Genomic DNA, 20959 nt, shown 5'->3' with positions numbered 1-20959 from the left:
AATGGCCAAGCGCGATTCAAACCGAAACCTGAGCTTTCCGCTCGCTTGGCTGGGAATCCTGGGAGGGCTGTTCATCGTCCTGCGGACGCTGCTGCCCGTCGCGCCGCCGCGGCCCGCCGCCGAAGAGGATGCCGGCGACGCGGTCCGGTTGATGACCCGGGCCCTGGATGCCTTGCGCGAAGCCCGAGCCGCTGCCGGGCTCGCAATCGACGAGCGGACCGATCTCAACCTCACCGGCCTTATCGGGCGGGAGGCGTCGCCCACTACAACCTCGCTTGGTCATCTCGAGGCCAAGCGGACGGCAGCCAATCCGGCCTTGGCCGGGGCCGTTGTCCGAATGCTCCACGAGGCCGGAGTCGGCCGGGGCGATGCCATTGCCGTAGGCGCCTCGAGCTCATTCCCCGGGCTGGTCGTCGCGACCCTTTGCGCGGCTCAGGCCATGGGTGCGCGGGCCTTGCCCATCGTTTCACTGGGGGCGTCGAATTGGGGGGCCAACGATCCCCGCTGGACGGGCCTCGACATTGTCGAGAGCCTGAACAAGTCGGGTGTGCTCGATGTCCCGATCATAGCCGCCTCGATCGGGGGCGAGGGGGACATGGGCCTGGACATGGCGCCGGAGGGGAGGGCGCTCCTGCGGCGCCGTATCGAAGAGTGGGGAGGGGAATTCCTGGCAGCCGGGGATTTGACGGCGGAGGTGGCGGTTAGGATTCGCTTGTTCGAATCCTGGGCCGCGGGCGCGCCGATCAAGGCGTTCGTCAACGTGGGCGGAAGTTGGGTGGACATGGGGACCGATTCCGAGGTGTTGAAGCTGAGGCCCGGGTTCAACCCGGCCGCGGATGTGAGCATCCCGCCCGTCGCCAGGCGCGGCCTCATTCAGGCCTGGGCGGCGAAGGGGGTCCCCGTCGTTCACCTGCTCTTTGTCAGAGGTTTGTGCGAGAGGTATGGGATCCCCTGGGATCCGATGCCGTTCGCTTCGCCCGCTTCTGCGGAAGCATCCGGCGGCGGGAGGACTTCCCGCCTGAAAGCCGCGCTGGCTGGTTTCTTTGTCGTCGTTTCGGTCGCCGGGCTCATTTGGATCGGCCGCCGCCGCCGGATCGGCTGATTAACGAATACGAGAATCCGGTCCCAAATCCCGTTCAATTAAGCCGCTCCGTAAATTGTTATCATCGTTAAATCATTTATTAACAGTAATATAAAAAATATACATTGACAGACGAGCTCATGCCGCCTATATTTACTTTGTAAAACAAAGTACTTTGAATAAATAGGAGCGAACATGGACGAACAGCAAGCCCGGGACGACATCAAGCTTATCCGCGATATGCTGGAACGGACCCGGCGGTCGACGGCCGATTCCGGGATGAACTTTATCTTTTGGGGCGTCTGGATCATCCTGGCCCTCGTCGGCAACTATGCCCTTGTCTTCACTCATCTCTACAAATGGATCTGGGTGAATTGGGCCTTCTTCGGTTTTTCCGGCTGGGTGGTGACGATCTGGTATTCGATCCGGAACGGCCGCCGGGAGCGCGTCCTGACTTTCGCCCAGGAAGCCGCGGCCTATTTCTCATTCGCCTGCGGCATCGGCTTTGCCCTGGCCGCGTTCGCACTGCCCCTCCTCGGTGTTTACGGCTATGGCGTCATCCCCATCGTCGTTTCCCTCGTTTCCGGCGTGTTCCTTTTCGGCCTGGGCGGGATCTTCCGGGCCAAGTTCATGCTGGCGGCCGGCGCGGCGTGGTGGGTGGGATCCATGGGCCTGGCGTTTGTTCCCCCCGATTGGCGGGGTTTGAGCATGGTTCCCCTCCTCGTCATCGGCTATCTCGTCCCAGGCTTGGTCTTCCGGGCCAGATTCCGCAGCGACAAGAAACAGGCCTGACGGCATGACTCCCGATAAGCTCGCCCCGCTCGATCCCGTCATCCACGCGCAGCTCCGCCTGGCCGTGATGTCGATCCTCGTCTCGGCCGTCGAGGCGGATTTCAACGAGCTGAAGGCGGCGACGGGGGCGACCGACGGCAACCTCAGCACCCACCTGGCCAAGCTGGAAGAGGCTGGATATATCCGGGTAAAGAAATTTTTCCGGGGCCGCAAGCCCGCGACGGTCTGCTCCTTGACGGAAGCCGGGCGCGAAGCCTTGGCTCGATACGTGACCGCTTTGGAATCCTATCTGCCCAAGCCCCGGACCTGAGCGCGGAGCGCCGCGTTCGGATGCCGGGGCGAAAATCGCCACCAGGAGGACGAAAACATGATTAAGCTGAGTTCGCTGATTTACCGCTTGCGGGCCGGACGCCGTCCGCCCGCCGTCACGGCCGCCGCGGCCGGGGTGCTGGCGGCCGTGGCCGTCTGGCTCCTTTTTCCATATCCGGGCTTCGGCGCGGTCGGGCAAGCTCCGTTCCCCGCCTCGCTCCAGAAAGCCTACGCCGAGCTGCAGGCGGGCTTGGACGCTTGGGACCCGGTCAAGCTCTCTCAAGCCAGGGATTCGTTCCTGGCCGTCCTGATCGAGCGCAAGGAGCCGGCCGCCCTTCTGGCGATATCGGTCGGGCTGGCGGATATGCGCTTGGCCTCCTATCACCTGTCCCGATCGGCTTCCGCCGACGCGGAGCGCTTCGTCAGCGAAGGGGAGTCCTATCTTGATCGGGCCATGAAGGCCGATCCGAAATCGGGAGAGGCCGCCGCCCTGTATGGATTCCTGCTCGGCCTCGACTTGGCCCTTCACCCCGACCAAGCCATGACTTTGGGCCTGGAGAGCTTCGCGGCTCTGAGCAAAGGCGTTTCCCTCGAGCCGGCGAATCCGCGCGTTCACCTTCTCAACGGCCAGTATCTGATGTACGTGCCGGAGGCGTACGGAGGCGGAGCCGCGGCCGCCATTGTTTTGCTCGAAAAGGCCGCCGGGCTTTTCGAAAAAGAGTCGTCCGGCGATCCCCTGCATCCCGTCTGGGGCAAGGACCAAGCCTATACTTATCTCGGCCTCGCCTATGCCAAAACCGATCCGGCCAAGGCCAAGGCCTGTTTCGAGAAGGCCCTGGCCGTCAACCCGGCCTCCGGCCAGGCCAAGTCCGAGCTGGCCAAGCTCGGTAAAAGGCCCTGACATGGTCCGAACCCGGCGCTTTCTTCTTGGCCTGCTTCTGGCCTTGGCTTCCCTTGTCGTCGTCCCCGGGCTGTCTGCGCGGGCCTCGGCGTGTGAGGACAAGCCCGAGGCTTCGGGGCAGGCCAAGGCCGTCGTCGAAGGCCGGGTCCTGGACCGGGAGTCGAAAGATCCTCTTCCGGCCTATGTCATGATCGCCGGCGGCGGGGGCGTATCGGCGGGATCGGACGGGCGGTTCCGCCTGACCGTCGCGGCTGTCCCGGAGGCAGGAGTCCGGCTTGTCGTCTACCTTTTGGGGTACCAGAAAAAGGAAATTCTCGCCAAGCCCGGCTCGCCGGTCATGGTGGAGCTCGATCTGGAGCCGCTCCCGGCCAAGGAAGTGACCGTATCGGCCGACAGCATCGTGTCCGACGGAACGAGCCCGCGGACCGTATCGTTAGGCAAGATGGACGTCTATCGGGTCCCCGGGGCTGCGGCTGATCCGCTCTATGCCAGCCATGTCCTCCCCGGGGTCAACTCTCTGCCGGACTCCTCCGGGCTGCTCATCCGCGGCGGCGCTCCGCGCGAGGTCGGCTATTACTTCGACGGCATCGAGATCAGCCATCCCTTCCTCAGCGAATCGCTCCATGAGAGCTATTTCAGCGTCTTCGACAATCAGATCATCGACGGCTTCAGCGTCTCCACGAGCGGTGTTCACCCCCGCTACGGCGACCTCTTGTCCGGGGTCATGGCCCTGACCGCCAAGGACGCGGCGCCGCGAACCGAGCTGAACCTGGGGCTTTCGGTTCTGGGGCTGACCAGCTATTTGGGCGTTCCCGTCGGCGAGGGCGGCGGATTTATCGGCAGCTATAACAGAGGCTGGTCCGACGTCATGACCTGGCTTAACGGCCGGGAGGGGCAGGCCTTCCGCACCGCCCAGGGCTTCGGCAAGCTCATCCTGCCCCTGGGCGCTTCCCACAAGCTTCGGATTTACGGCTTTCGCGATGACTACCGCTTCACCCAGGGCGACGCCTTCAACGCCTCCTCCGAAAACGCCATGGCCGGGCTGACCTGGACGGCGGCTTGGGGGAGCAAAATCACGACCCGGGCGGTGGCCGCCTGGACGGACTACCGCTCGATATATGACGAGCTCGGAGGCTTCCGGGCCGAGAGCGGCGATCGGGCCTTTCAACTGCGCGCCGACGCCTCCTGGGACCTGGAGCGCCACTATCTCGAGTTCGGCGGCGATGTCGTCCGACGCCGGGTCCGGCAGGGACTTCCGACCATTCCCGATGCCGACTGGACGATGGACGGGACGCGGACCGGCTTTTTCGTCAACGACCGCTTCCGGGTCGCGCCGAAGATCTTTATCACGGCGGGTGCCCGCTTGGCCCATTTGGACGCGAACGGTTCGCGGACGGCGGTCGATCCCCGTTTTTCCCTGGCTTACCTCGCCGCCAAGTCCGACACGATCCGCCTCTCCGCCGGACAGTACCATCAGTTCGGCGATTTCGCCTCTTTGGCCCGGACGCCGGGCCTGGCCCCTCCTTCGGCCATCCACGCCGCCCTGAGCTTCGACCGGGTCCGGGAGACCCTCGAGGTCCGGGCCACGGTTTACGATAAGGAATACCGGGGCCTGTTTCTGTCCGGTCCGGCGGGGGAGACGACCAACGGCGGGCGCGGCTATGCCCGCGGGGCGGAGCTGTTTTTCAAGTCCAAGGGTTCGGCTTGGGACTTCATCGCCGTCTATAATTATCTTTCTTCGCGCCGCCTGGAAGGCGGGGTAGGGGAATTGGCTCCCTCGCCCTACGAAATCCGCCACGCGGGGACGCTGATTGTATCCCGAAAATTCAAAGGCGGTTCGCTCTCGGCCAGGATATCGGCCGCTTCCGGCCGGCCCGTGACTCCGCTTCTGGGGCGGGAATGGGATGCGGCGGAGGCGGCTTACGATCCGGTCTGGGGGGCCCCGATGAGCGCCCGCTATCCCGGGTACTCCCGGATCGACCTCAGTGGCAGCCAAATGGTGACGATCGGGAAAACGGCGGCTATTTTTTACTATGGGCTGACCAACGTCCTCGACACCGCCAATATCTCGAGCTACGATTACGGTGCCGACTACGCCGAGCGCAAGGACCAGCGGTCCATCTTCGGCCGGACGATATTCCTCGGCGTCTATATTCTCTTGTAAAAAAAATCATCGGCCGATTCTAGGGAGACTAGAGCGGTTCGGGGTGTGCCGTTGGGGGTAACGGTATCATGCTGCGTGAACGGTCTCTTCTACAGCCGTGATTGTGGTGAGGGAACAACGCAGCAAGATCGGCCGACGGCGAAATCGCGAGGGCAAAGATTTTTATTCCGAAGGCGCACAACACTCTTATTCTCATTGATATCACCACCCCTACCCCGCCTTCGAAGGCGGGGATTGGATAGCGCCTTCGGCTGCATGTGCCGAGGGCTGTTTGAGCACGCGACTATTTAACGTAATCGAAACGGAGTGGGAGGTCTCCAAGACCGGGAGATCTCGAATGCGGAGTTCCGCCCTCGCGGGGACGGTCGGGGCGACGTCCCTCCGAGGACTGCGAAGCGCTGGAGGCGCCGAGGAGAGCTGTGGGAAAAGGCGAGTAGAGCCCGAAGCCGCCCTCGCGAGGACTGTTGAAACAACTGTCCTGGCGAGAACTATCAAAGCGTTGCCGGGCCGATACCCCGAACCGCCTCCCCGGAATCGGGCGATGAACCTTTTATGAGGCCGAGGCTCAGCCGAGCCGGCGGGCTTCCATGTAGAAACGCTTCTCCCAGGCCTCGCCCATCGAAAAAGTCTTGCGGGGCGTGACGCCGTCCAGGATGACGGTTTTGAACAGGTCCTCCTTGCGCATCGCCGGGAGGAGGAAGCCCCAGTTTCCGGGCTTGCCGCCCAGGGCGATCGCGGCCTCCGCTCCGTGGACGTAGTCGATCTCGCGGGCGCCGCCGGTCTTGAGGAACTCGTCCAGGAAGCCCTGCAGCGAGCCGACGGCGAGGTTGGAGCCGGACGTGGCGATCTCGAGCAGGCCGAATCCGGATTGGGTCGCGATCCCGATCTTGTGGGGCCGGCCCGACTGCTCATCGATCGTTTCCCGCATGACATGTTCGCAGCACATCGGAGCGTATTCGGCCGCGCCGCCGTAGAAGGCTATGGCTTCGGTCAACAGATCGCGGCCGGGAGCGATGTCGAACACCACCCGGTGGATGGGCTCGAAAACCAGAGCGGGGTCGTGCAGGTTGACCAGCTCGACCATGGCGTATCGCAGGGGTGAAGCCATGACCGCGGACTTGTCGGCCGCCTTTTCCTTGGTCGTTTCCCAGATCGTTTTGGCTGTGGCCAGGGAGTGGTTGCCGTCGCCCATGGCATAGAGGATCACCGGGGTGCCCGTCGGCAGGCCGTACTTGACGGCGAACGTCGCGGGGTCGGCCAGGGCGGCCAGGGCCTTGACGATCCCCGATTCGACCGCCGGGTTGCCGACCCGGTATCCGACCAAATGCCCCGAGCCCAGCATCAGCTCGAAATCGTAGAGCCGCGGCAGCTTGGCTTTGGCCGCTGTAAGCGGGCCGATGACCGCGTCGGCGGGGTCGTCGATAAGGACCATGATGTGGGGCGTCTCGAGGGCCGCCCCGTCGCGGATCCGGACCCGGGGTGGGATCCGGTCGAGGATGGTGCCCTCGGTGGCCCGGATCAGGGTCGTCGAGCTCTTGCGGTAGTCATAGGCTTCCAGGTCGAGGCAGACCACCAGCCCGCGCCGGGTGTGGCCGCCGGTCGTCCGCTCCACGTAGACCATGCCTTCGCGGGGCTGAAACAGGCCTTCGCTCAAATAGCGGGCCATCGTCTCCCGGATGCGGGCGATGCGGGCGCTCTTCTCGGCCTCCGCCTCGTGCAGGAAGACTTCGGGATAGATCAGGTTGAGGGCCGAGGGGGCGTTGCCGACCGTCGATGCCGCCTTGGCCCAATAATCGGGCTCGGACGTGTATTGGTCGCAGGCGATGACGGCCCACTTGGCCAGGTCGGTGCCTTCCCGGGGCAGTAGGGTATCCGGAATGCCCAGGGCGATCGAATTATAAGTGCGCATAGAGGCTCCTCGCGAGGACGTATGGAGGGAAATTATAGCCTAAAAGAGACGATCTTTTTACAATCGTTTTGCGCTTGGGTGACAATCGGGAGGCCGGCTCCGCGTATGTTGAATACGACGGAGGTCAAACACCATGAACAAGACGAACACCAAGGTCACCAAGGGCATGGGTCGGCGGGCCGCGTTGGCTCTCCTGGTCCTGGGCGGGTTTCTTCTCGCGGCGGGGGCGGCTCCGGCGGCCGACAAGAACGGCCCGATTCCGTCCCTGGTCAGGGTCCTCGAGGTGGGCCGCCCCGTGACCCACCAGGGGCTGACGATCGTCCCGGTCTACCGGACGGACGCGCCCCGGCCCAAGGACTGGGTGATGTTCGACGAGGCGGTCAAGAACGGCTGGATCGAAGTGGGCGAGCTCGACGGCGGGCGCGTGCCGCAGGTCCGGATCTCGAACCTGTCCAAGCGCACGATCTACCTGATGGGCGGCGAGATCCTGACCGGGGCCCGACAGGACCGCATCCTGGCCTCGGACCTTCTGCTCGGCCCGGGCACCCGCAATCTCGTGGTCCCCGTCTTCTGCGTCGAGCACGGCCGCTGGACGGCCGTCTCGCCCGGTTTCACGACCAAGAACAACATCGGGACGTACGACCTGCGGGCCAAGGCCATGGCCAAGGGCGAGGCTGCCCAGACCGAGATCTGGGACCGGGTGGCCGAACAGAATGCCCGGGTCGGGGCGGCTTCCCCCACCGGCGCCTACCAGGACGCCTACGAGTCCGCCGGGGCCAAGAAGCAAATCGCTGAGATCGAGGACCGGATGACCGCGATCCCGCGGCTGATGAAGGACACGGTCGGGGTCGTGATCGGACTGGGCGGGCGGATCGTCAGCGCGGATCTCTTCGCCGACCCGGCCCTCTTCCAAAAGCAATGGCCGAAGATCCTGCGGTCGTCCGCCCTGGCCGCCCTGGGCCGCCGGGGCGAAGGGTCGCTGAAGCCGGAAGCGGCGGCCGACTTCCTGAAAGCCCTGCTCGACAAGGACTATCAGATCAAGAAGGGCCTCGACCTGGGCTTCGAGCATTCCTTCCTGGACAAGGACGTCAACGTCCAGGCGCTGGTCGTCGACCAGGCGGTGGCCCATCTGGCCGCCTTCGCTCAAGAGGATGACCGGACGAAGGTGACCGGGACCGACGGCCCCGAGCAGAGAATCCGGGTGATCCGGGATGGGCGATGAGGCTATAATACGCGGAGAGGGACATGAGGCTTTCCAGGCATCTGCGGCTCGTCTTTGTCGTCGCCGTCCTCGTCCCCTGCGCCGTCCTGGCCGTTCTCTCGGTCCGCTCTCTCGGCCGGGAAGAGGCGTTCCTGGAAAAGCGGCTGGCTCAGAGCCTGGATGCGGAGCTGACCTATGCCGTGGCCTTGGTCCGCGAGAACCTGGGACGGATCGAGGAATTGCTCTCCGCCTCCGCCCCCGCCGATCCCGGGAGCGATCCCCGGGCCGCCTTCGCGGCCTGGAAGAAGGCGGCCCCCCTGGTCGGCGTGCCGTTTCTACTGGATTCCGATTTCCGCATCCTTTGGCCGACGCGCACCGCTTATCTCGATGCCGCGGATTTGTCCTTCCTCAATTGGAACCGCGAGTTCATCAGCGACGCGGCCGCGATCCCGTTCTATCAGAACGCGGCTCTTCTCTACCGGGACCAGGTCACCGGGGGAGGAGGCGATCAGGGGACGGCGGAAAAATTGATGGCCGCGAATCCGGGGGAGGTTAAAGGCGAGAGCAAGAAGGATGCCGCGCAACGGGCCGAAGCGCCGGTGATGATGCAAATGAAAGTCGGGGCTGCCGCTCCTGCCGCGACGGCCGAAAAAGACGCCGGCGACAAACTCGCGGCCAAGTCCAAGATCGAGGATGTCCGGGCCGAACAGCAGGCCTTGTCCGAGTTCGAGCAGAGCGACGCCGCCCGCAAGCGGGTTTACGACGAAGCTGCCCGCATGGGTCAGAAGGCGGAAACCCGCAACGTCCGGCCGGCCGGGGGGGCGCCCGCGCCGTCCCCCGCTTCCGCGGCGCCGCGCACCGAATCCATCTATATTTCCGAACCGCGCCGCTTCAGCGAGATCACGGCGGGCCGGGAGGCCGGTCTCATCCCGCGGTTCATCGAGGAGAAGCTCGGCTGGCTGTTCTGGAAGCGCCTGCCCTCGGGCCGGATCGTCGGCTGCCGGCTGGACGACGGCTCGGCCAAGGCCGCGCTCCTGGCGCGCCTGCCCGACGTCTATTCGCCGGCCCGCATCCTGACCTTTCTGGACGAGAACGGGCGTCCGCTGGTCACCCCGGCCGGGCAGGAGGGGCGCGACTGGCGCCGGCCCGTAGCGGCCCGTGAGGTGAGCGAGATTCTCCCCCGCTGGGAGGCGGCCGCCTACGCCACGGACCCCGGGGCTTTGGCCTCGCGGGCTCGGGCGACCCGCTACCTGACCATCCTGATCATCCTGGCCATGTTTGTCGTCATCCTTTCGGGTGGGACGGTCGTCCTGGCGACCGTGCGGAGCGAAATGGCCCTGGCCCGGCAGAAGACGACCTTCGTGACCAATGTCTCGCACGAGCTCAAGACGCCACTGACCTCGATCCGGATGTTCTCGGAAATGCTCAAGGACGGCCGTCAGCCCGACCCCGATAAACAGAAGAAATACCTCGGCCTGATGGCCTCGGAGACGGAGCGGCTGACCCGGCTGATCAACAACGTCCTGGACTTCTCGCGCATGGAGAAGGGGCGGCGGGCTTATGCCCGGAAGCGGTTCGACCTCGGCGCCCTGGTCGAGGCGCTGGTCGAGAGCGAGCGGACTCGGCTGGAGCCGGCCGGATTCTCGGTCGTCTTTCATGATGGGGCGGAGTCGTCGGTCGTCGAGGCCGACGAGGAGGCCGTCAAGCAGGCCGTCCTTAATCTTCTGTCGAACGCCGAGAAGTACTCGGCCGGCGTGAAGAGCATCGAGGTCGAAGTCGGACGGGAGGGGGGGACGGTCTGCGTCGACGTCAAGGACCGGGGCATCGGCGTCCCGCCGGCCGAGCGGGAGAAGATCTTTCGCGAGTTCTACCGCGTCGACACGACCCTGACCGCGCCCGTACGCGGCTCGGGCCTGGGGCTGACCATCGCCCGCCGCATCCTGCGGGACCTCGGCGGCGACGTCTCGTTCGCCGCCCGGGAGGGGGGAGGCAGCGTATTCCGCATTTCGCTCCCGGAGGCGGGCCGGCCATGAACAAACCGAGGATCCTCGTCGTCGAGGACGACGCTTCCATCCTGACCGGCCTGGTCGACCTCCTGGAGGGGGAAGACTTCGCGGTCGATTCCGCCACGAACGGCCCCGCCGCCCTTGCCGCCTACCGGTCCGGAAAACCGGCCTTGATCCTACTCGACATCATGATCCCGGAGAAAAGCGGCCTGGACGTCTGCCGGGAAATCCGCCGCGGCGACGCCCTGACCCCGATCCTGATGCTGACGGCCAAGGGGCAGGAGGTGGACAAGGTGGTCGGGCTGGAGCTGGGGGCGGACGACTACATCGTCAAGCCGTTCGGGGTGGCCGAGCTCGTGGCCCGGGTCCGGGCGGCGCTGCGCCGGGCCGCTTCCCGCGAGGCCGCGGCGGGCGAAACGCCCGACGGATCCCCCTTGACCTTCGGTGACGTTTCCGTCGATCCCAAAACCTTCACCGGCACGAAGGCCGGCCGCGGCTTCGCCGTGACGGCCCGCGAGATCGAGCTGCTGCGCTTCTTCCTCCGCCACGACGGCGAGGTGGTGGAGCGCTTCACCCTGCTGGACGAGATCTGGGGCGTCCGCTATGAAGGGACGACTCGCACCCTGGACCAGCACATTGCCAAGCTGCGGCAGAAGATCGAGGACGATCCGGCCGAGCCCCGTCACATCCAGACGGTTTATGGGGTCGGATATCGATTCCGATCTTGACAGGCTCGGCGGCGCGGCTATTCGTAGCGGATGCGTGAAGCCTCGACTCCCTTGGGATCTTTAAGGAATGCCCCCGTCCCCTTGGCGATGACCTCGGCGTACTTCGGCACGTCCTTGAGCAGGACCGCCCGGTCGGGGTGGTCCTGCGACCAGAGGTCGAGGAGGGTCAGGATGGTGGACGTGTGACGGCCCACCCGGACGTCGATCGGCCAGCCTTTCGCGTCGATCTTCTCGAACAGCAGGCCGTGCTTGCCGGCCTTGACGACGAACTCGTCCTGTCCGGTGAGCAGGAGCTTGGCGTCGGTCCGGCCGCGGGTGGCATCGAGAAAGGGCTCGGGCGATTCGAGAAGCAGCGAAACGGCGTCCGTGGCGTCTCCGATCTCGCGGTGAGACAGCCCGCGCAGGGCCTTGGGCGAGTATTCCACCCCGATTTTGAACTCGTCCCCCGAGATGACCATCGAGGCCATGGCCGCCAGGTCCGCCCCTTTTTGATGGGCGACGATGGTGCTGATGACAGGATATTGCAATTCGGCCTCATGCAGGTCGATAACAACGTCGATCTTCTCCCGCTTGATCATCTCGATGAAGGCGTAGCAGGTCTTCTCGATCAGCGTGCCGTCGGGCCGCCCCGGCCAGGCCCGGTTGAGGTTGCGGACGTCCATGTAGGCCAGATTCTGCTTGGAGGGATAGTGGATATAGACTTCGGGATCGGGCCACTGGTCGAGTGGGTTGGCCCAGCGGTCGCCGACCCGGAAGGCCTGGCCGCCCCAAGAGGTCGGGATGGTATAGCTGGCCGGGTAGGCGCCGCCCGGGCGGGTCACGGTCGTGCCGCTGCGGTTGGCGGAAGCGACGACGAACAGCCGGCCCTGGTCCACGACCCCGTTCTCGGCCAGAATCCAGGCGGCCAGCCGGGCCGAGGGCTCTTCGGGGTGCGAACCGCCCAGGATGAGGACGCCGCCGCCGGGCTTGCTGCCTCCCAGGACGTAGATCTGGCAGTCGTTGACCGAGCCCTTGAGGGCCGGGAAATATTCGGACAGCGTTTTGACTTCGGTGACGCCGGGGCCGAGGACGAGCGGCTCCCGAAGATGCCGGATGCGGTAGAAGCCGAGCCCGGCGAAGACGGCCAGGACAGTACCCAAGGACAGAATCAGAATTTTACGCGGCATGACGGACCTCATTTGAGTCGGAAAAGCCGGAGCAGGAAGGGGATGAGGACGATGACGTACAGAGCCTCCTCCTGCCATTTCTTGGTCTTGAAAATGTTCCAGATCATCAGCCCGGCCGCAAAGGCGACTAGAATGTAGTAGAGGATCGTGACGATCATCTCGGCGCTCCTTAAAATACCGTCAAAAAGGCCAGCTTCCGGCTGAACAGGACCATCAGCGTCCCGACGAGGACGATCAGCCCGGCCGGCACCAGGCAGTAGCGCAGGAATTTGCCGTACGATTCCTTGAGGCCCACCGTTTCGACGGTCAGGCGGCCGATGATGGCCGTGGGCGGGATGGCGTCGCCGAGCGGCCAGATGATGCTCATTCCGGCCAGGGCGATAACCGGGTTCATGTTCAGGGTGTTGAAGAGCAGGACGAGCGGGACGCCCAGGACCGGCGCCGCGCCCCACATCAGGACGGCCTCGGAGAGGGGCAGGGTGACGAACAGCGTCAGGATGACGACGACGAGCGGCAGGGTGACGACCGTGATCGAGATCAGGCCCCGGACTCCCGTCAGGGTCATAATCTGGACCAGGATGCCGGCGCAGGTCAGGGTGCCGATGAGCGGCAGGAGCTGATGGACGGTCCGGCGAGCGATCTCCAAGACGGCCAGCCGACGGGGCGAAAGGGCTATCGTGACCACGGCCGCGGCGGCGAAGATCATCGGCAGGCCGAGGATGGGTAGGGCGAAGGGCCAGACCCGGCCGGCCACGACCAGGGCGAAAAAGACCAGGAATGGCGCCGCGATCTTGAACCAGCTCATGCCCGCGGGCGCCTCGGGCAGCTCCCGCAAGGCCAGCTCCAGGTCGGCCGGCTTGGCCTTCCAGCCCAGGATGAAGATGGTCGCCAAGGCCAGAAGGACGCAAGGGACGAGCAGCGGCAGGAAGAAGCCGACATAGGGCATGTTGACGCCCGCCGCCGTCAGCATGGCCCATAGGCTGACGGGGGGAGCGGCGGCGCTGAGGCCGGCGATGATGAAGACGATGGCCGCCGCTTTGGCCTTGGGCAGGCCCATGTAGCCGAGGATGGTGGCGACCATGCCGCCGACGATGAGGACCGTGACGCTGCCCGCCCCGGTCAGGGCGCCGGGGATGAGCAGCAGGATGGCCAGCATGACGAACAGCACCGCTTTGTGGCGGTGGAAGCGCTGCAGGATGCGGCGAACGACGAAGGCGACGCCGCCGGACTCCTTGAGCAGGTTCATGAACAGCGTGGCGGTGATGAAGATCAGGCAGATGTCGAGGTAGGTGAAAGCCCCCTCGACGATGTGGCGGGCGGGGACGCCGTGGCCGCCGACCAGCGCGCCGACCAGGGCGGCGGCGAACATCGAAAGCTCGGTCGTGAGCTTCAGGGCTTTGGCGACGGCGTAGGCGGCCACCATCGCCGCCAGGATGATCGAGGCCGAGGCGGTCATGCTCATCGGCAGGGGCTCCTCTTCGTGGAATCCGCGAGACCCTTACTTTAAAGGAAACCGCCGCCTCTTTGCAATCAGGGGAGGGGTCAGGTCTTAACTTTTAACGCTTTTGGCGAGGCCTGGCACCACGGGGTCAGGCCGGGTCAAATCTGTTAAAAGTTAAGACCTGACCCCTCCTTCCTATGTTAAGATGAGGCCGTGGGATTCCTGATGGAGGGCCCCCCGGGCCCTGAAACAATCCTCGACGGCCGCGCCGTCCTCTATTTCGGCGGCACGGGGTACTTCGGCCTGCACGGCCATCCCGAGGTCATCCGGGCCGGGATCGACGCCTTTCGATGGGGCACGCACGGCGCCACCACCCGGGCCGGCTTCGGCAACAACCCCGTCCTGCTCGATCTCGAGCGGAAGATCGCCGGATTTTTCGGGACGGAAGACGCGGTAGCGTATCCGTCCGGCTATATGAGCGGCCTGTTTCTTGCCCGGACGGCCGAAGACTCCTGGGATGCCGCCTTTGTCGACGAAGACGCCCATTTCAGCCTCAAGGATGGGATCGCCGCCGCCGGCAAGCCCGTCGTTTTTTACCGCCATCGGGATCCCGACGACCTCGAGGCTAAGATAGCGGCCCGTCCGTCGGTCGAGGGCCGCTTCCTGGCGCTGACCGACGGCGTCTTTCCCGCGCTCGGCGAGCTGGCCCCCCTTCCCGCCCTCCTTGGCGTCGTCGAGCGCCACGGCGGCCGATTGGCCGTCGACGACTCCCATGGCGTCGGCGTGCTCGGCCCGTGCGGTCGCGGCACGCTCGATCACTTCGGCTTCGCGCCCGGCGGATCGATCCTCATGGCCGGGACTTTAAGCAAGGCCTTCGGCGGCCATGGCGGCTTCCTGCCGCTTCCCGCCGGCCTGGCCGATCGCGTCCGGGCCGAGGTCGGCGCATACGCCGGGTCAACTCCGACTCCGACTCCGATCGCCGCCGCTTCGGCCAAGGGCATCGAGCTCCTGTCCGCTCACCCGGAATGGCGGGACTCCCTGCGCTCAAATGCTCATCGGCTTAAGACGGGCCTGCGGGCGCTCGGTTTGCCGGTCGACGATTCGCCCGTGCCGATCGCCGCCTGGCCGCTTGCCCCCGCGACCGAGATGAAAAGAGTTCAGGCCGCCCTACTCGAGCGCGGCATCGCGCTGGCGCTCCTGGCTTATGCCGGCGCTCCCGCCGGCGGCATCCTGCGAGCCACGGTCTTCTCCAGCCACACCTCGGCCCATATCGACCGGCTTCTCGGCGCGCTCAAACGGGTCTTGTGACCGATCCGGGCTCCGCGCGGGGCCGATCGTATCGATAAGGAGGGAACATGGAAACCGTCCGCCGCTGGATCCTTTTGGCCGCCGTCAGCGCCGGCCTGATCATGGCCTTATTCGTTTCCCTCAAGCCCTTTCTGACGATCGAGCCTGTCGATATGGCCGCCGCCCAGAAGGACGAATCGCGATTGACCGAGCGCGGCCAATACCTGGCCAGCCTCCCGCTCGATCAATATATCGCCGAAATCACCAGCAGCCAGCATGTCGATGTGGCGGGCCCGGCCTGGGAGACGCTTCTCGCGGATGCCCGCCGGGCTTCGCTCGACACCCCTCTGCCTCCCGCCTGGAAGGATCACATCAGCCGCTCGGAGTATGACCAGGCCTATTATCCGCGCCAGATTCATTTTGCGGCCGACGATCCTGTCTGGGCCGGGTTGGACCTCGGCTTGACGCGCAACGGCCAGCAGACCTATCTGGTCCTGAAGACCGCGGCCGGCGCTTCCTACTTCAGCCTGACCTACCATGCCTTCACGGACGACGATTTTTCCTTCGGCTCGGGGTTGAGCCATTCCCCCACGCCGCCCGCCGCGATCTTTCGTCCCCTCCGCCGCTTCGCCCTCTGGCCCGTTCTCGCCGGTCTGGCCGTCTATATTCTCCTGCCATGGCCGCGCCGCCGCAAAAGCGCTCTCCAGTATCAGCGTTGGAGGATCATCCTCGGCGATTTCGCCTCCTTTCTGCTGTTCGTTCCCTTCTTCGTCCTGCCCATGTTCGTCCTGGGCGGGGCGATCCAAGGCTTGACCAGGGGCTGGGTCCTGGCCGCCGTGATGTGGCCGCTGGCGTTCGCCGGGGTCTGGCTCCTGTTCCGCAACGGGCGGATGGCGGAATACTGCCTGTCTTGGAACGAGAAAGGGCTGACCCTGCGGACGGGCCGCCGGGATCGCGATATTTCCTTCGCCGGGATCAAGTTCTATCAGCCGCTCGTTCTCAAGCCTCCCAAGTGGCTGATCATCGCCTCCTGGCTGGGGGCCTTGGCCGGCCGCGGCTCGGCCCGTTTGGGATCGGCAGGCCGGGCCCTGATCCTGGGCGGCAGCGCCTACGGCGGCTTGGGCTTGGGTCTCGGGGGCGGGTCGAGCGTCTTTGTCTGGATTACGGATGCGCTGGGGGGCGACACCACCGGCGGCGCCGGGCGCCTGCTCAAGGCCCTGGACAAGGCAGGAGTGGCTCGACGGGACGAAGCCCGATCGTTCACCGGCATCACCGCACCCGAAGGCGAAGACGCGTCCGGCAAGCGTCTGCGTCCTAAGAGCGACCGCATCTTGGCCGTCCTCCTTCTGACTCCCTTTATCTTCATCATCCTAGCCCTGGTTTTCTTGGCCGGAAGCGGCCGGTCCGGCCGGGGGGCGGCCGATCCTTTGCCGGCGGCCGGGGCGAAGAAAGCCGAGCCCGTCGTCTTTGCCGCGGCCGACGGCGAGACCTCCTTCGCCTGGAGCGCCGTTCTCGACCAGGGCAACATCACCGTCGCCAGGTCGGCGATCCCCGTCTCCGGTGGGGGGTTCCTGGTTGGCGGACATTGCGATGCGGGCGGCGCAAACGTCGACGCGTACCTGGCCCGTCTGGACGGCGAGGGGCGCCTGTTATGGCAGGGCCGTTTCGGCGGCGAGCCATGGGACTACCTCATAGCCCTGGCCGAGGCGCCCGACGGAGGATTTTTCGCGGCGGGAGAGACCAGGCCCGAGACCTCTTTCGAAGGATCGGCCCGCGTCTATCTCGTTAAAACCGATGCCTCCGGCAAGGCCGTGTGGGAAAAGACGCTGGGCGCCGAAGGCGTCATCCATTCCGTTTTCGGCGTTCGTGCGGCCGGAGGGAGCGAATGCGAAGTCCTCGGGACCGCCGGCGGGAAGCTGTTCGTCTGGACGATCGACAGTGCGGGCGCCGTCGTCAAGACCGCGGATATTGATCCGGGGGAGGAGAAGGAATTGACTATCGGCTGCGCCGTCTGGACGGCCGGGGGCGGTGTGGCGGCGACCGGGGAGATCCTGACCCCCGGGGCCGGATATAAGGATCTCTGGCTGGCGCGCTTTGACGGCTCCGGCCGAAGAATCTGGGCCCGAGCCTTCGGTGGGAAGAAGGAGGAGAGCGGATCCTGCCTGGCCGCGACGGCCGACGGCGGCTTGATCGCCGCTGGACTGACGCAATCGAGCGGGGCAGGCGGATCGGATGCCTTCCTGGTCCGGGTCGACTCCGGCGGCGAGCCGGTCTGGGAGAAGGCTTTCGGGACCGCGGCCGAAGAATCGTTCGTCCATGTCGCGGCTGCATCGGACGGCGGCTTTCTGGCGGTTGGAACCGCCAAGCCGACGGAGGGGGCCGGGGCGCGCGCGTATGTTGTTCGCTTGAACGCGGACGGAAGTCTCGTCCGGACGCTCGCGTTGGGGACCGGTGCGGAGTTTCAGGGAGTCTGGGGCATGCCCGCCGCGGACGGCGACATCGTTCTGGCCGATGCGACCGCCGGGGCCTTCTTCCAGACGAAGGCGGGGCTGGTTAAAATTCGGAAGTAAGACGGCTCCGCTTCAAACCTGCGGCAGCTTGTCCAGGAAAGCCGGGTCGATCGTGGCCCCAAGGCCGGGGCCTTCCGGCAGCGTCACGCGGCCGCGGGCGAACGACATCCCCCCCTCGACGGGATCGATGCGGTGCGAGCTGTGGCCGTCCAGGTCGGCCCATAGGATGTTGTTGTGGGCCGCGACGACGTGGGCGGCGGCCGTCAGAGCCAGCCGCGATTCGAGCATGCAGCCGACCATGCAGGGCATGTTGGCGGCCTCGGCGGCGTGGGCCATCTTGCGCATGGCCGCGAGGCTCCCCGCCTTCATCAGCTTGATGTTGATCGCATCGCAGGCCTCGGCCTTGATCAGCCGGGCGACGTCGGCCGGGCCATAGGCGGCCTCGTCGGCCATGATCGGGATGGGGCTCGCCCGCCGAACGTCGCGCAGGCCGTCGATGTCCGATGCCAGGACCGGCTGTTCGCAGAACAGGATGTCGAAGCGCTCCATCTTTTTCAGCGTGTCCCTGGCCGTCGCGGGCGACCAGCCTTGGTTGGCGTCGATCTGGAGGCGGATGCCGCCGCCGACCGCGTCCCGGATGGACCGCAGCCGCTCGAGGTCGATCTCACGGCCCTGGCCGACCTTGATCTTGATCATGGTGAAGCCCGCCGCGACGAACTTCACCGCCCGGGCCGCCATGGCCTCCGGCGAATCGAGGTCGGCCGTGATGTCCGTCTCGAACTCGGTCTTGGCCCCGCCCCAGAGCCTATAGAGCGGTAGGCCGGCGGCCTGGCCCAGGATGTCGTGGCAGGCCGTGTCGAAGGCGGCCGTGAGACTCGGGTTCGAGTGAACGATCGCGCCGCAATCCTTGAGCAGGCTTTCGATCTCGAGGGGGTTGCGGCCCAGCACGATCTCCCGGACGGCCTTGGCCGCGGCGATGTTCGTGGCTTGCGTTTCGCCCGTGATCGGGGGGAACGGGCAGGCTTCGCCGAGGCCCGTCAGCCCGGCGTCCGTGCGGAGACGGATGAGGACGTCGTTGGCGGCTTCCATCGTTCCGATGGCGATGCGGAACGGCTGCTCCAGGGGAAGGTCGTAGACGAAGATGTCCACGCCGATGACGCGGATCTTGGCGGCGTCGGCCGGGGTGAATGGCATGGCGGCTCCTTGAGAGCCTAAAGTATCCGCCGCCGCGGCCGATGTCAATTCCCAGACACATACCGAATTCACGCTTTCCGTACGCACGAGGAAGAAAGAGATGGAATTCGGCATGTGTCTGGGAATCAAAACGCAGGCGAATCTTAGAGAAATTGCTTCCTGTTCAATTAAAAAATATCATTGCCATGTCGACGTCCTTGCCCGAGTTGGTCGTGACGATCGCCAGCTTCAGGCTGGGGGCCATTGACACGGCCGTCGGTAATCTCTTCGGCAGCAACCTTATCAATATGGCGATTCTTGCCATCGACGACCTTTTCTTCTTCAGATCGCCTTTGCTTTCCGCTGTCGATAAGCAGCATTTAATCGCGGTCATGTCTGCGGTCGCAATGACGGGCTTAGCCGTAGCGGGGCTTATCTACCGATCCCCGAGGAAGCGCTTTCGATTATCCTGGGATACATGCGGCATTTTCTTCATCTTTATCATCAATATCGTATTGCTTTACTTTCTACGCTGACGGCATCAGAAGCGTCTGCGGCAGGGATAGTGCGACGGTCCTTGGCTCGATCTGAGGTTTAAGAGTCGAATAGCTGCCCTCAGCTAGTCTTCGAACCCGGCACCCGCTATCAGCCGGCGTCGCGTGGAATTGAACACGATTGAGCTGGACTTACCGGGCGCGCGGATTCGAATGAATAAGTCCGATGTTCGAGCAAGGTCCCATCCAGGCAGCTGAAAATGATCATCTAGTCCGCATCGGGGATGACGGGAAGACGGTCAGTTCGGCTTTTCTTCGCCTCGGTTCTCTGAGGCAGGCGCATTAACATCCCCGCCCTTGAAACGAATTCATTTATCCGACATGTTATTTCACGACCGGGCCTTAAGCCTCGGACTTTCCGATATAAGATGCAAAGGCTAGGCAGCCCGCCGGCGAGCCGTTATAGTCATTGTTTCTGGGCAATGAACTTTGCGAGAGCATAGAGTGCGCTAGTGATGATCAACACAAAGAATGAATAGCGTCGCCAGTGCTTGATTGTGGCCGGTTGCTGATTCATCGTTTCGCCATCCAAATACCGGATATCCAAGAAGCGGGCCACGATAAGCAAAAGGGCAAAGACAAACAACAGTATGTCGGCAACGACTGGTCCTTTGCGCATGGCTACGTACACGGCACAATAGACCAGGCTGACCCCGCCAAATATCCAGGTGAGGCGCACAAATCCAGAAAGACACCCGGAACCTGAATCGGAGTCTTGGGAAAGTTGAGGATTGGGCACGGTCATTTGAGCCTCCATATCGGCGTTCTTCTCGAACGCTATCACCGAGGCTATGCAACTGGCGTAGCCCCGTACGATATGGATGGCGGCCCGACCACCCAAGGAAATATACCTGCGCAACGCCCTATTGCGTGGCGCACCCAAGGAGAATTATACGCATTCTAGGGAAACAGATCAAGGACTAGATTGTCCTAGCAATGTCGATCCCGTTCTAGGCCCTAATCTCGCTTGCGCTTCCGCTCACAGAGAGCGCCGATCGCGTGGACGTTTCGGCCAACGCATGTCGCGATCTGCTCCTGTGTGCTAAAGAATCGTAAAAGCATAACAATAATAAGGCAATAAAGCCCCGCGCCCATGCGGCATGTTATTGATATCATATCAGATTAGAGCAGATGAACGGCCGCCGCAGGGCCCATCGCCACAGTTGAAATGACCCAGGCGGACGCGTATGATTTACGTGGCCGGATCAACTCTGCGGGATTTCCCATTAACGCTTTGAGGCGTATCGTCCGCGCCGATATCGAAGAAGATAATGGAACGAAGTCGGATCATATCCACTTTCTTCGGTGCCGGGGAATTTCCGATCGTTCCGGGCACCTTCGCCAGCCTGCTGGCCATCCCGATTCATGTCTTCGGACTTGCCCACCTGACCCTCCCCTTTCGGGCCGGAGTTATTGCCGGAATTTTCCTAGTCGGCACGGAATGATGGTCGCCTCAGTTCATAGAGACGAACTCCGCACATATGTCTAAGCCCTTTCAGGATACAGGGTTCGCCGTCGCCCGCCAACCGATCGTCGGCAATAAGGGATCCTGCTTCATAATACGATCAACCATCTTGAACTAAGTATTCAATTATTATCACGGCTGTCCGGTTAAAAGTCCAACAAAACAAACTGGTTAGGGTCTTTGGCTTTAGAAACTTGATCATCCGAAAACGTAAGCAGTTGATTCAATGGGACTTTCTCGAATACGGTCACGCTCAAAATCTGCAAAAAATT

Annotated in this window: 18 protein-coding genes; 12 read left to right on the top strand and 6 right to left on the bottom strand. The window is 64.2% G+C overall.

Features of this window, described 5'->3' with window-relative positions:
• Nucleotide 1: 1 nt before the first annotated feature.
• The 5 genes from pgsW to NTZ26_00320 all read left to right on the top strand — a co-directional run bounded on the left by pgsW (nucleotide 2) and on the right by NTZ26_00320 (nucleotide 5247).
• Nucleotides 2–1102 carry a poly-gamma-glutamate system protein gene (gene pgsW, locus NTZ26_00340; GenBank protein MCX6558935.1) on the top strand — a complete coding sequence of 367 codons (1101 nt, stop codon included), beginning with the start codon at nucleotides 2–4 and terminating at the stop codon, nucleotides 1100–1102.
• A 174-nt stretch (nucleotides 1103–1276) separates the two neighbouring features.
• Nucleotides 1277–1873 (top strand): hypothetical protein, encoded by a 597-nt coding sequence (locus NTZ26_00335; protein MCX6558934.1) that lies wholly within the window; start codon nucleotides 1277–1279, stop codon nucleotides 1871–1873.
• Nucleotides 1874–1877: 4 nt separating this feature from the next.
• The gene (locus NTZ26_00330; protein MCX6558933.1) at nucleotides 1878–2183 is read left to right on the top strand and encodes a transcriptional regulator; all 306 of its coding nucleotides are present in this window, start codon (nucleotides 1878–1880) and stop codon (nucleotides 2181–2183) included.
• 57 nt (nucleotides 2184–2240) lie between these two features.
• Nucleotides 2241–3083, top strand: coding sequence for a tetratricopeptide repeat protein (locus tag NTZ26_00325; protein MCX6558932.1), 843 nt, complete (start codon nucleotides 2241–2243; stop codon nucleotides 3081–3083).
• Between the two features lies 1 nt (nucleotide 3084).
• Nucleotides 3085–5247, top strand: coding sequence for a hypothetical protein (locus NTZ26_00320; GenBank protein ID MCX6558931.1), 2163 nt, complete (start codon nucleotides 3085–3087; stop codon nucleotides 5245–5247).
• 565 nt (nucleotides 5248–5812) lie between these two features.
• On the opposite strand, the gene NTZ26_00315 is transcribed toward NTZ26_00320, so the two are convergent.
• A complete protein-coding gene (locus NTZ26_00315; protein ID MCX6558930.1) occupies nucleotides 5813–7156 on the bottom strand; it encodes a DUF1015 domain-containing protein in 1344 nt (447 codons plus the stop codon).
• Nucleotides 7157–7289: 133 nt separating this feature from the next.
• On the opposite strand from NTZ26_00315, the gene NTZ26_00310 reads away from it, so the two are divergent.
• Genes NTZ26_00310 through NTZ26_00300 form a run of 3 tightly spaced genes read left to right on the top strand, consistent with a single transcriptional unit; the run spans nucleotide 7290 to nucleotide 11091 of the window.
• Nucleotides 7290–8378 (top strand): hypothetical protein, encoded by a 1089-nt coding sequence (locus NTZ26_00310; GenBank protein MCX6558929.1) that lies wholly within the window; start codon nucleotides 7290–7292, stop codon nucleotides 8376–8378.
• A gap of 23 nt (nucleotides 8379–8401) precedes the next feature.
• Nucleotides 8402–10390 carry a HAMP domain-containing sensor histidine kinase gene (locus tag NTZ26_00305; GenBank protein MCX6558928.1) on the top strand — a complete coding sequence of 663 codons (1989 nt, stop codon included), beginning with the start codon at nucleotides 8402–8404 and terminating at the stop codon, nucleotides 10388–10390.
• Entirely contained in the window at nucleotides 10387–11091 is a 705-nt protein-coding gene (locus NTZ26_00300) for a response regulator transcription factor (protein MCX6558927.1), read from the top strand. Before NTZ26_00305 ends, NTZ26_00300 begins: the two co-directional genes overlap by 4 nt.
• 17 nt (nucleotides 11092–11108) lie before the next feature.
• On the opposite strand, the gene NTZ26_00295 is transcribed toward NTZ26_00300, so the two are convergent.
• Genes NTZ26_00295 through NTZ26_00285 form a run of 3 tightly spaced genes read right to left on the bottom strand, consistent with a single transcriptional unit; the run spans nucleotide 11109 to nucleotide 13713 of the window.
• Nucleotides 11109–12257: a succinylglutamate desuccinylase/aspartoacylase family protein gene (locus NTZ26_00295; protein ID MCX6558926.1), complete on the bottom strand. Its 1149-nt coding sequence runs from the start codon at nucleotides 12255–12257 to the stop codon at nucleotides 11109–11111.
• 8 nt (nucleotides 12258–12265) lie between these two features.
• Entirely contained in the window at nucleotides 12266–12415 is a 150-nt protein-coding gene (locus NTZ26_00290) for a hypothetical protein (GenBank protein ID MCX6558925.1), read from the bottom strand.
• Nucleotides 12416–12426: 11 nt separating this feature from the next.
• Entirely contained in the window at nucleotides 12427–13713 is a 1287-nt protein-coding gene (locus NTZ26_00285) for a C4-dicarboxylate ABC transporter (GenBank protein MCX6558924.1), read from the bottom strand.
• Nucleotides 13714–13911: 198 nt separating this feature from the next.
• Here NTZ26_00285 and NTZ26_00280 point away from each other — a divergent pair, with 198 nt between their 5' ends.
• Entirely contained in the window at nucleotides 13912–15006 is a 1095-nt protein-coding gene (locus NTZ26_00280) for a pyridoxal phosphate-dependent aminotransferase family protein (protein MCX6558923.1), read from the top strand.
• Between the two features lie 47 nt (nucleotides 15007–15053).
• The gene (locus tag NTZ26_00275) at nucleotides 15054–17555 is read left to right on the top strand and encodes a hypothetical protein (protein ID MCX6558922.1); all 2502 of its coding nucleotides are present in this window, start codon (nucleotides 15054–15056) and stop codon (nucleotides 17553–17555) included.
• Between the two features lie 12 nt (nucleotides 17556–17567).
• Here NTZ26_00275 and NTZ26_00270 read toward each other — a convergent pair whose 3' ends face one another.
• Nucleotides 17568–18689 (bottom strand): dipeptide epimerase, encoded by a 1122-nt coding sequence (locus NTZ26_00270; protein ID MCX6558921.1) that lies wholly within the window; start codon nucleotides 18687–18689, stop codon nucleotides 17568–17570.
• A 185-nt stretch (nucleotides 18690–18874) separates the two neighbouring features.
• Between NTZ26_00270 and NTZ26_00265 the strand changes: the two genes are divergently transcribed.
• Complete coding sequence (locus tag NTZ26_00265; GenBank protein ID MCX6558920.1) at nucleotides 18875–19204, top strand: hypothetical protein; 330 nt, start codon at nucleotides 18875–18877, stop codon at nucleotides 19202–19204.
• A 424-nt stretch (nucleotides 19205–19628) separates the two neighbouring features.
• On the opposite strand, the gene NTZ26_00260 is transcribed toward NTZ26_00265, so the two are convergent.
• A complete protein-coding gene (locus tag NTZ26_00260) occupies nucleotides 19629–19967 on the bottom strand; it encodes a hypothetical protein (protein ID MCX6558919.1) in 339 nt (112 codons plus the stop codon).
• A 526-nt stretch (nucleotides 19968–20493) separates the two neighbouring features.
• Here NTZ26_00260 and NTZ26_00255 point away from each other — a divergent pair.
• Nucleotides 20494–20667 (top strand): hypothetical protein, encoded by a 174-nt coding sequence (locus tag NTZ26_00255; GenBank protein ID MCX6558918.1) that lies wholly within the window; start codon nucleotides 20494–20496, stop codon nucleotides 20665–20667.
• The last annotated feature ends 292 nt before the right edge of the window (nucleotides 20668–20959 follow it).

Source organism: Candidatus Aminicenantes bacterium (assembly GCA_026393855.1).
Lineage (GTDB): Bacteria > Acidobacteriota > Aminicenantia > Aminicenantales > UBA4085 > UBA4085.
Note: the sequence above shows the minus strand (reverse complement) of the source record. Positions and strands in the feature narration are given on the sequence as shown.

What these genes read in the sequence shown, in the direction of transcription:
- NTZ26_00325 (MCX6558932.1), top strand. Translation starts at nt 2,241, where the DNA reads ATGATTAAGCTGAGTTCGCTGATTTACCGCTTGCGGGCCGGACGCCGT.
- NTZ26_00315 (MCX6558930.1), bottom strand. Translation starts at nt 7,156, where the DNA reads ATGCGCACTTATAATTCGATCGCCCTGGGCATTCCGGATACCCTACTG.
- NTZ26_00310 (MCX6558929.1), top strand. Translation starts at nt 7,290, where the DNA reads ATGAACAAGACGAACACCAAGGTCACCAAGGGCATGGGTCGGCGGGCC.
- NTZ26_00270 (MCX6558921.1), bottom strand. Translation starts at nt 18,689, where the DNA reads ATGCCATTCACCCCGGCCGACGCCGCCAAGATCCGCGTCATCGGCGTG.
- NTZ26_00290 (MCX6558925.1), bottom strand. Translation starts at nt 12,415, where the DNA reads ATGATCGTCACGATCCTCTACTACATTCTAGTCGCCTTTGCGGCCGGG.
- NTZ26_00255 (MCX6558918.1), top strand. Translation starts at nt 20,494, where the DNA reads ATGGAACGAAGTCGGATCATATCCACTTTCTTCGGTGCCGGGGAATTT.
- NTZ26_00305 (MCX6558928.1), top strand. Translation starts at nt 8,402, where the DNA reads ATGAGGCTTTCCAGGCATCTGCGGCTCGTCTTTGTCGTCGCCGTCCTC.
- pgsW (MCX6558935.1), top strand. Translation starts at nt 2, where the DNA reads ATGGCCAAGCGCGATTCAAACCGAAACCTGAGCTTTCCGCTCGCTTGG.
- NTZ26_00320 (MCX6558931.1), top strand. Translation starts at nt 3,085, where the DNA reads ATGGTCCGAACCCGGCGCTTTCTTCTTGGCCTGCTTCTGGCCTTGGCT.
- NTZ26_00275 (MCX6558922.1), top strand. Translation starts at nt 15,054, where the DNA reads ATGGAAACCGTCCGCCGCTGGATCCTTTTGGCCGCCGTCAGCGCCGGC.
- NTZ26_00335 (MCX6558934.1), top strand. Translation starts at nt 1,277, where the DNA reads ATGGACGAACAGCAAGCCCGGGACGACATCAAGCTTATCCGCGATATG.
- NTZ26_00260 (MCX6558919.1), bottom strand. Translation starts at nt 19,967, where the DNA reads ATGACCGTGCCCAATCCTCAACTTTCCCAAGACTCCGATTCAGGTTCC.
- NTZ26_00285 (MCX6558924.1), bottom strand. Translation starts at nt 13,713, where the DNA reads ATGACCGCCTCGGCCTCGATCATCCTGGCGGCGATGGTGGCCGCCTAC.
- NTZ26_00265 (MCX6558920.1), top strand. Translation starts at nt 18,875, where the DNA reads ATGTCGACGTCCTTGCCCGAGTTGGTCGTGACGATCGCCAGCTTCAGG.
- NTZ26_00300 (MCX6558927.1), top strand. Translation starts at nt 10,387, where the DNA reads ATGAACAAACCGAGGATCCTCGTCGTCGAGGACGACGCTTCCATCCTG.
- NTZ26_00330 (MCX6558933.1), top strand. Translation starts at nt 1,878, where the DNA reads ATGACTCCCGATAAGCTCGCCCCGCTCGATCCCGTCATCCACGCGCAG.
- NTZ26_00295 (MCX6558926.1), bottom strand. Translation starts at nt 12,257, where the DNA reads ATGCCGCGTAAAATTCTGATTCTGTCCTTGGGTACTGTCCTGGCCGTC.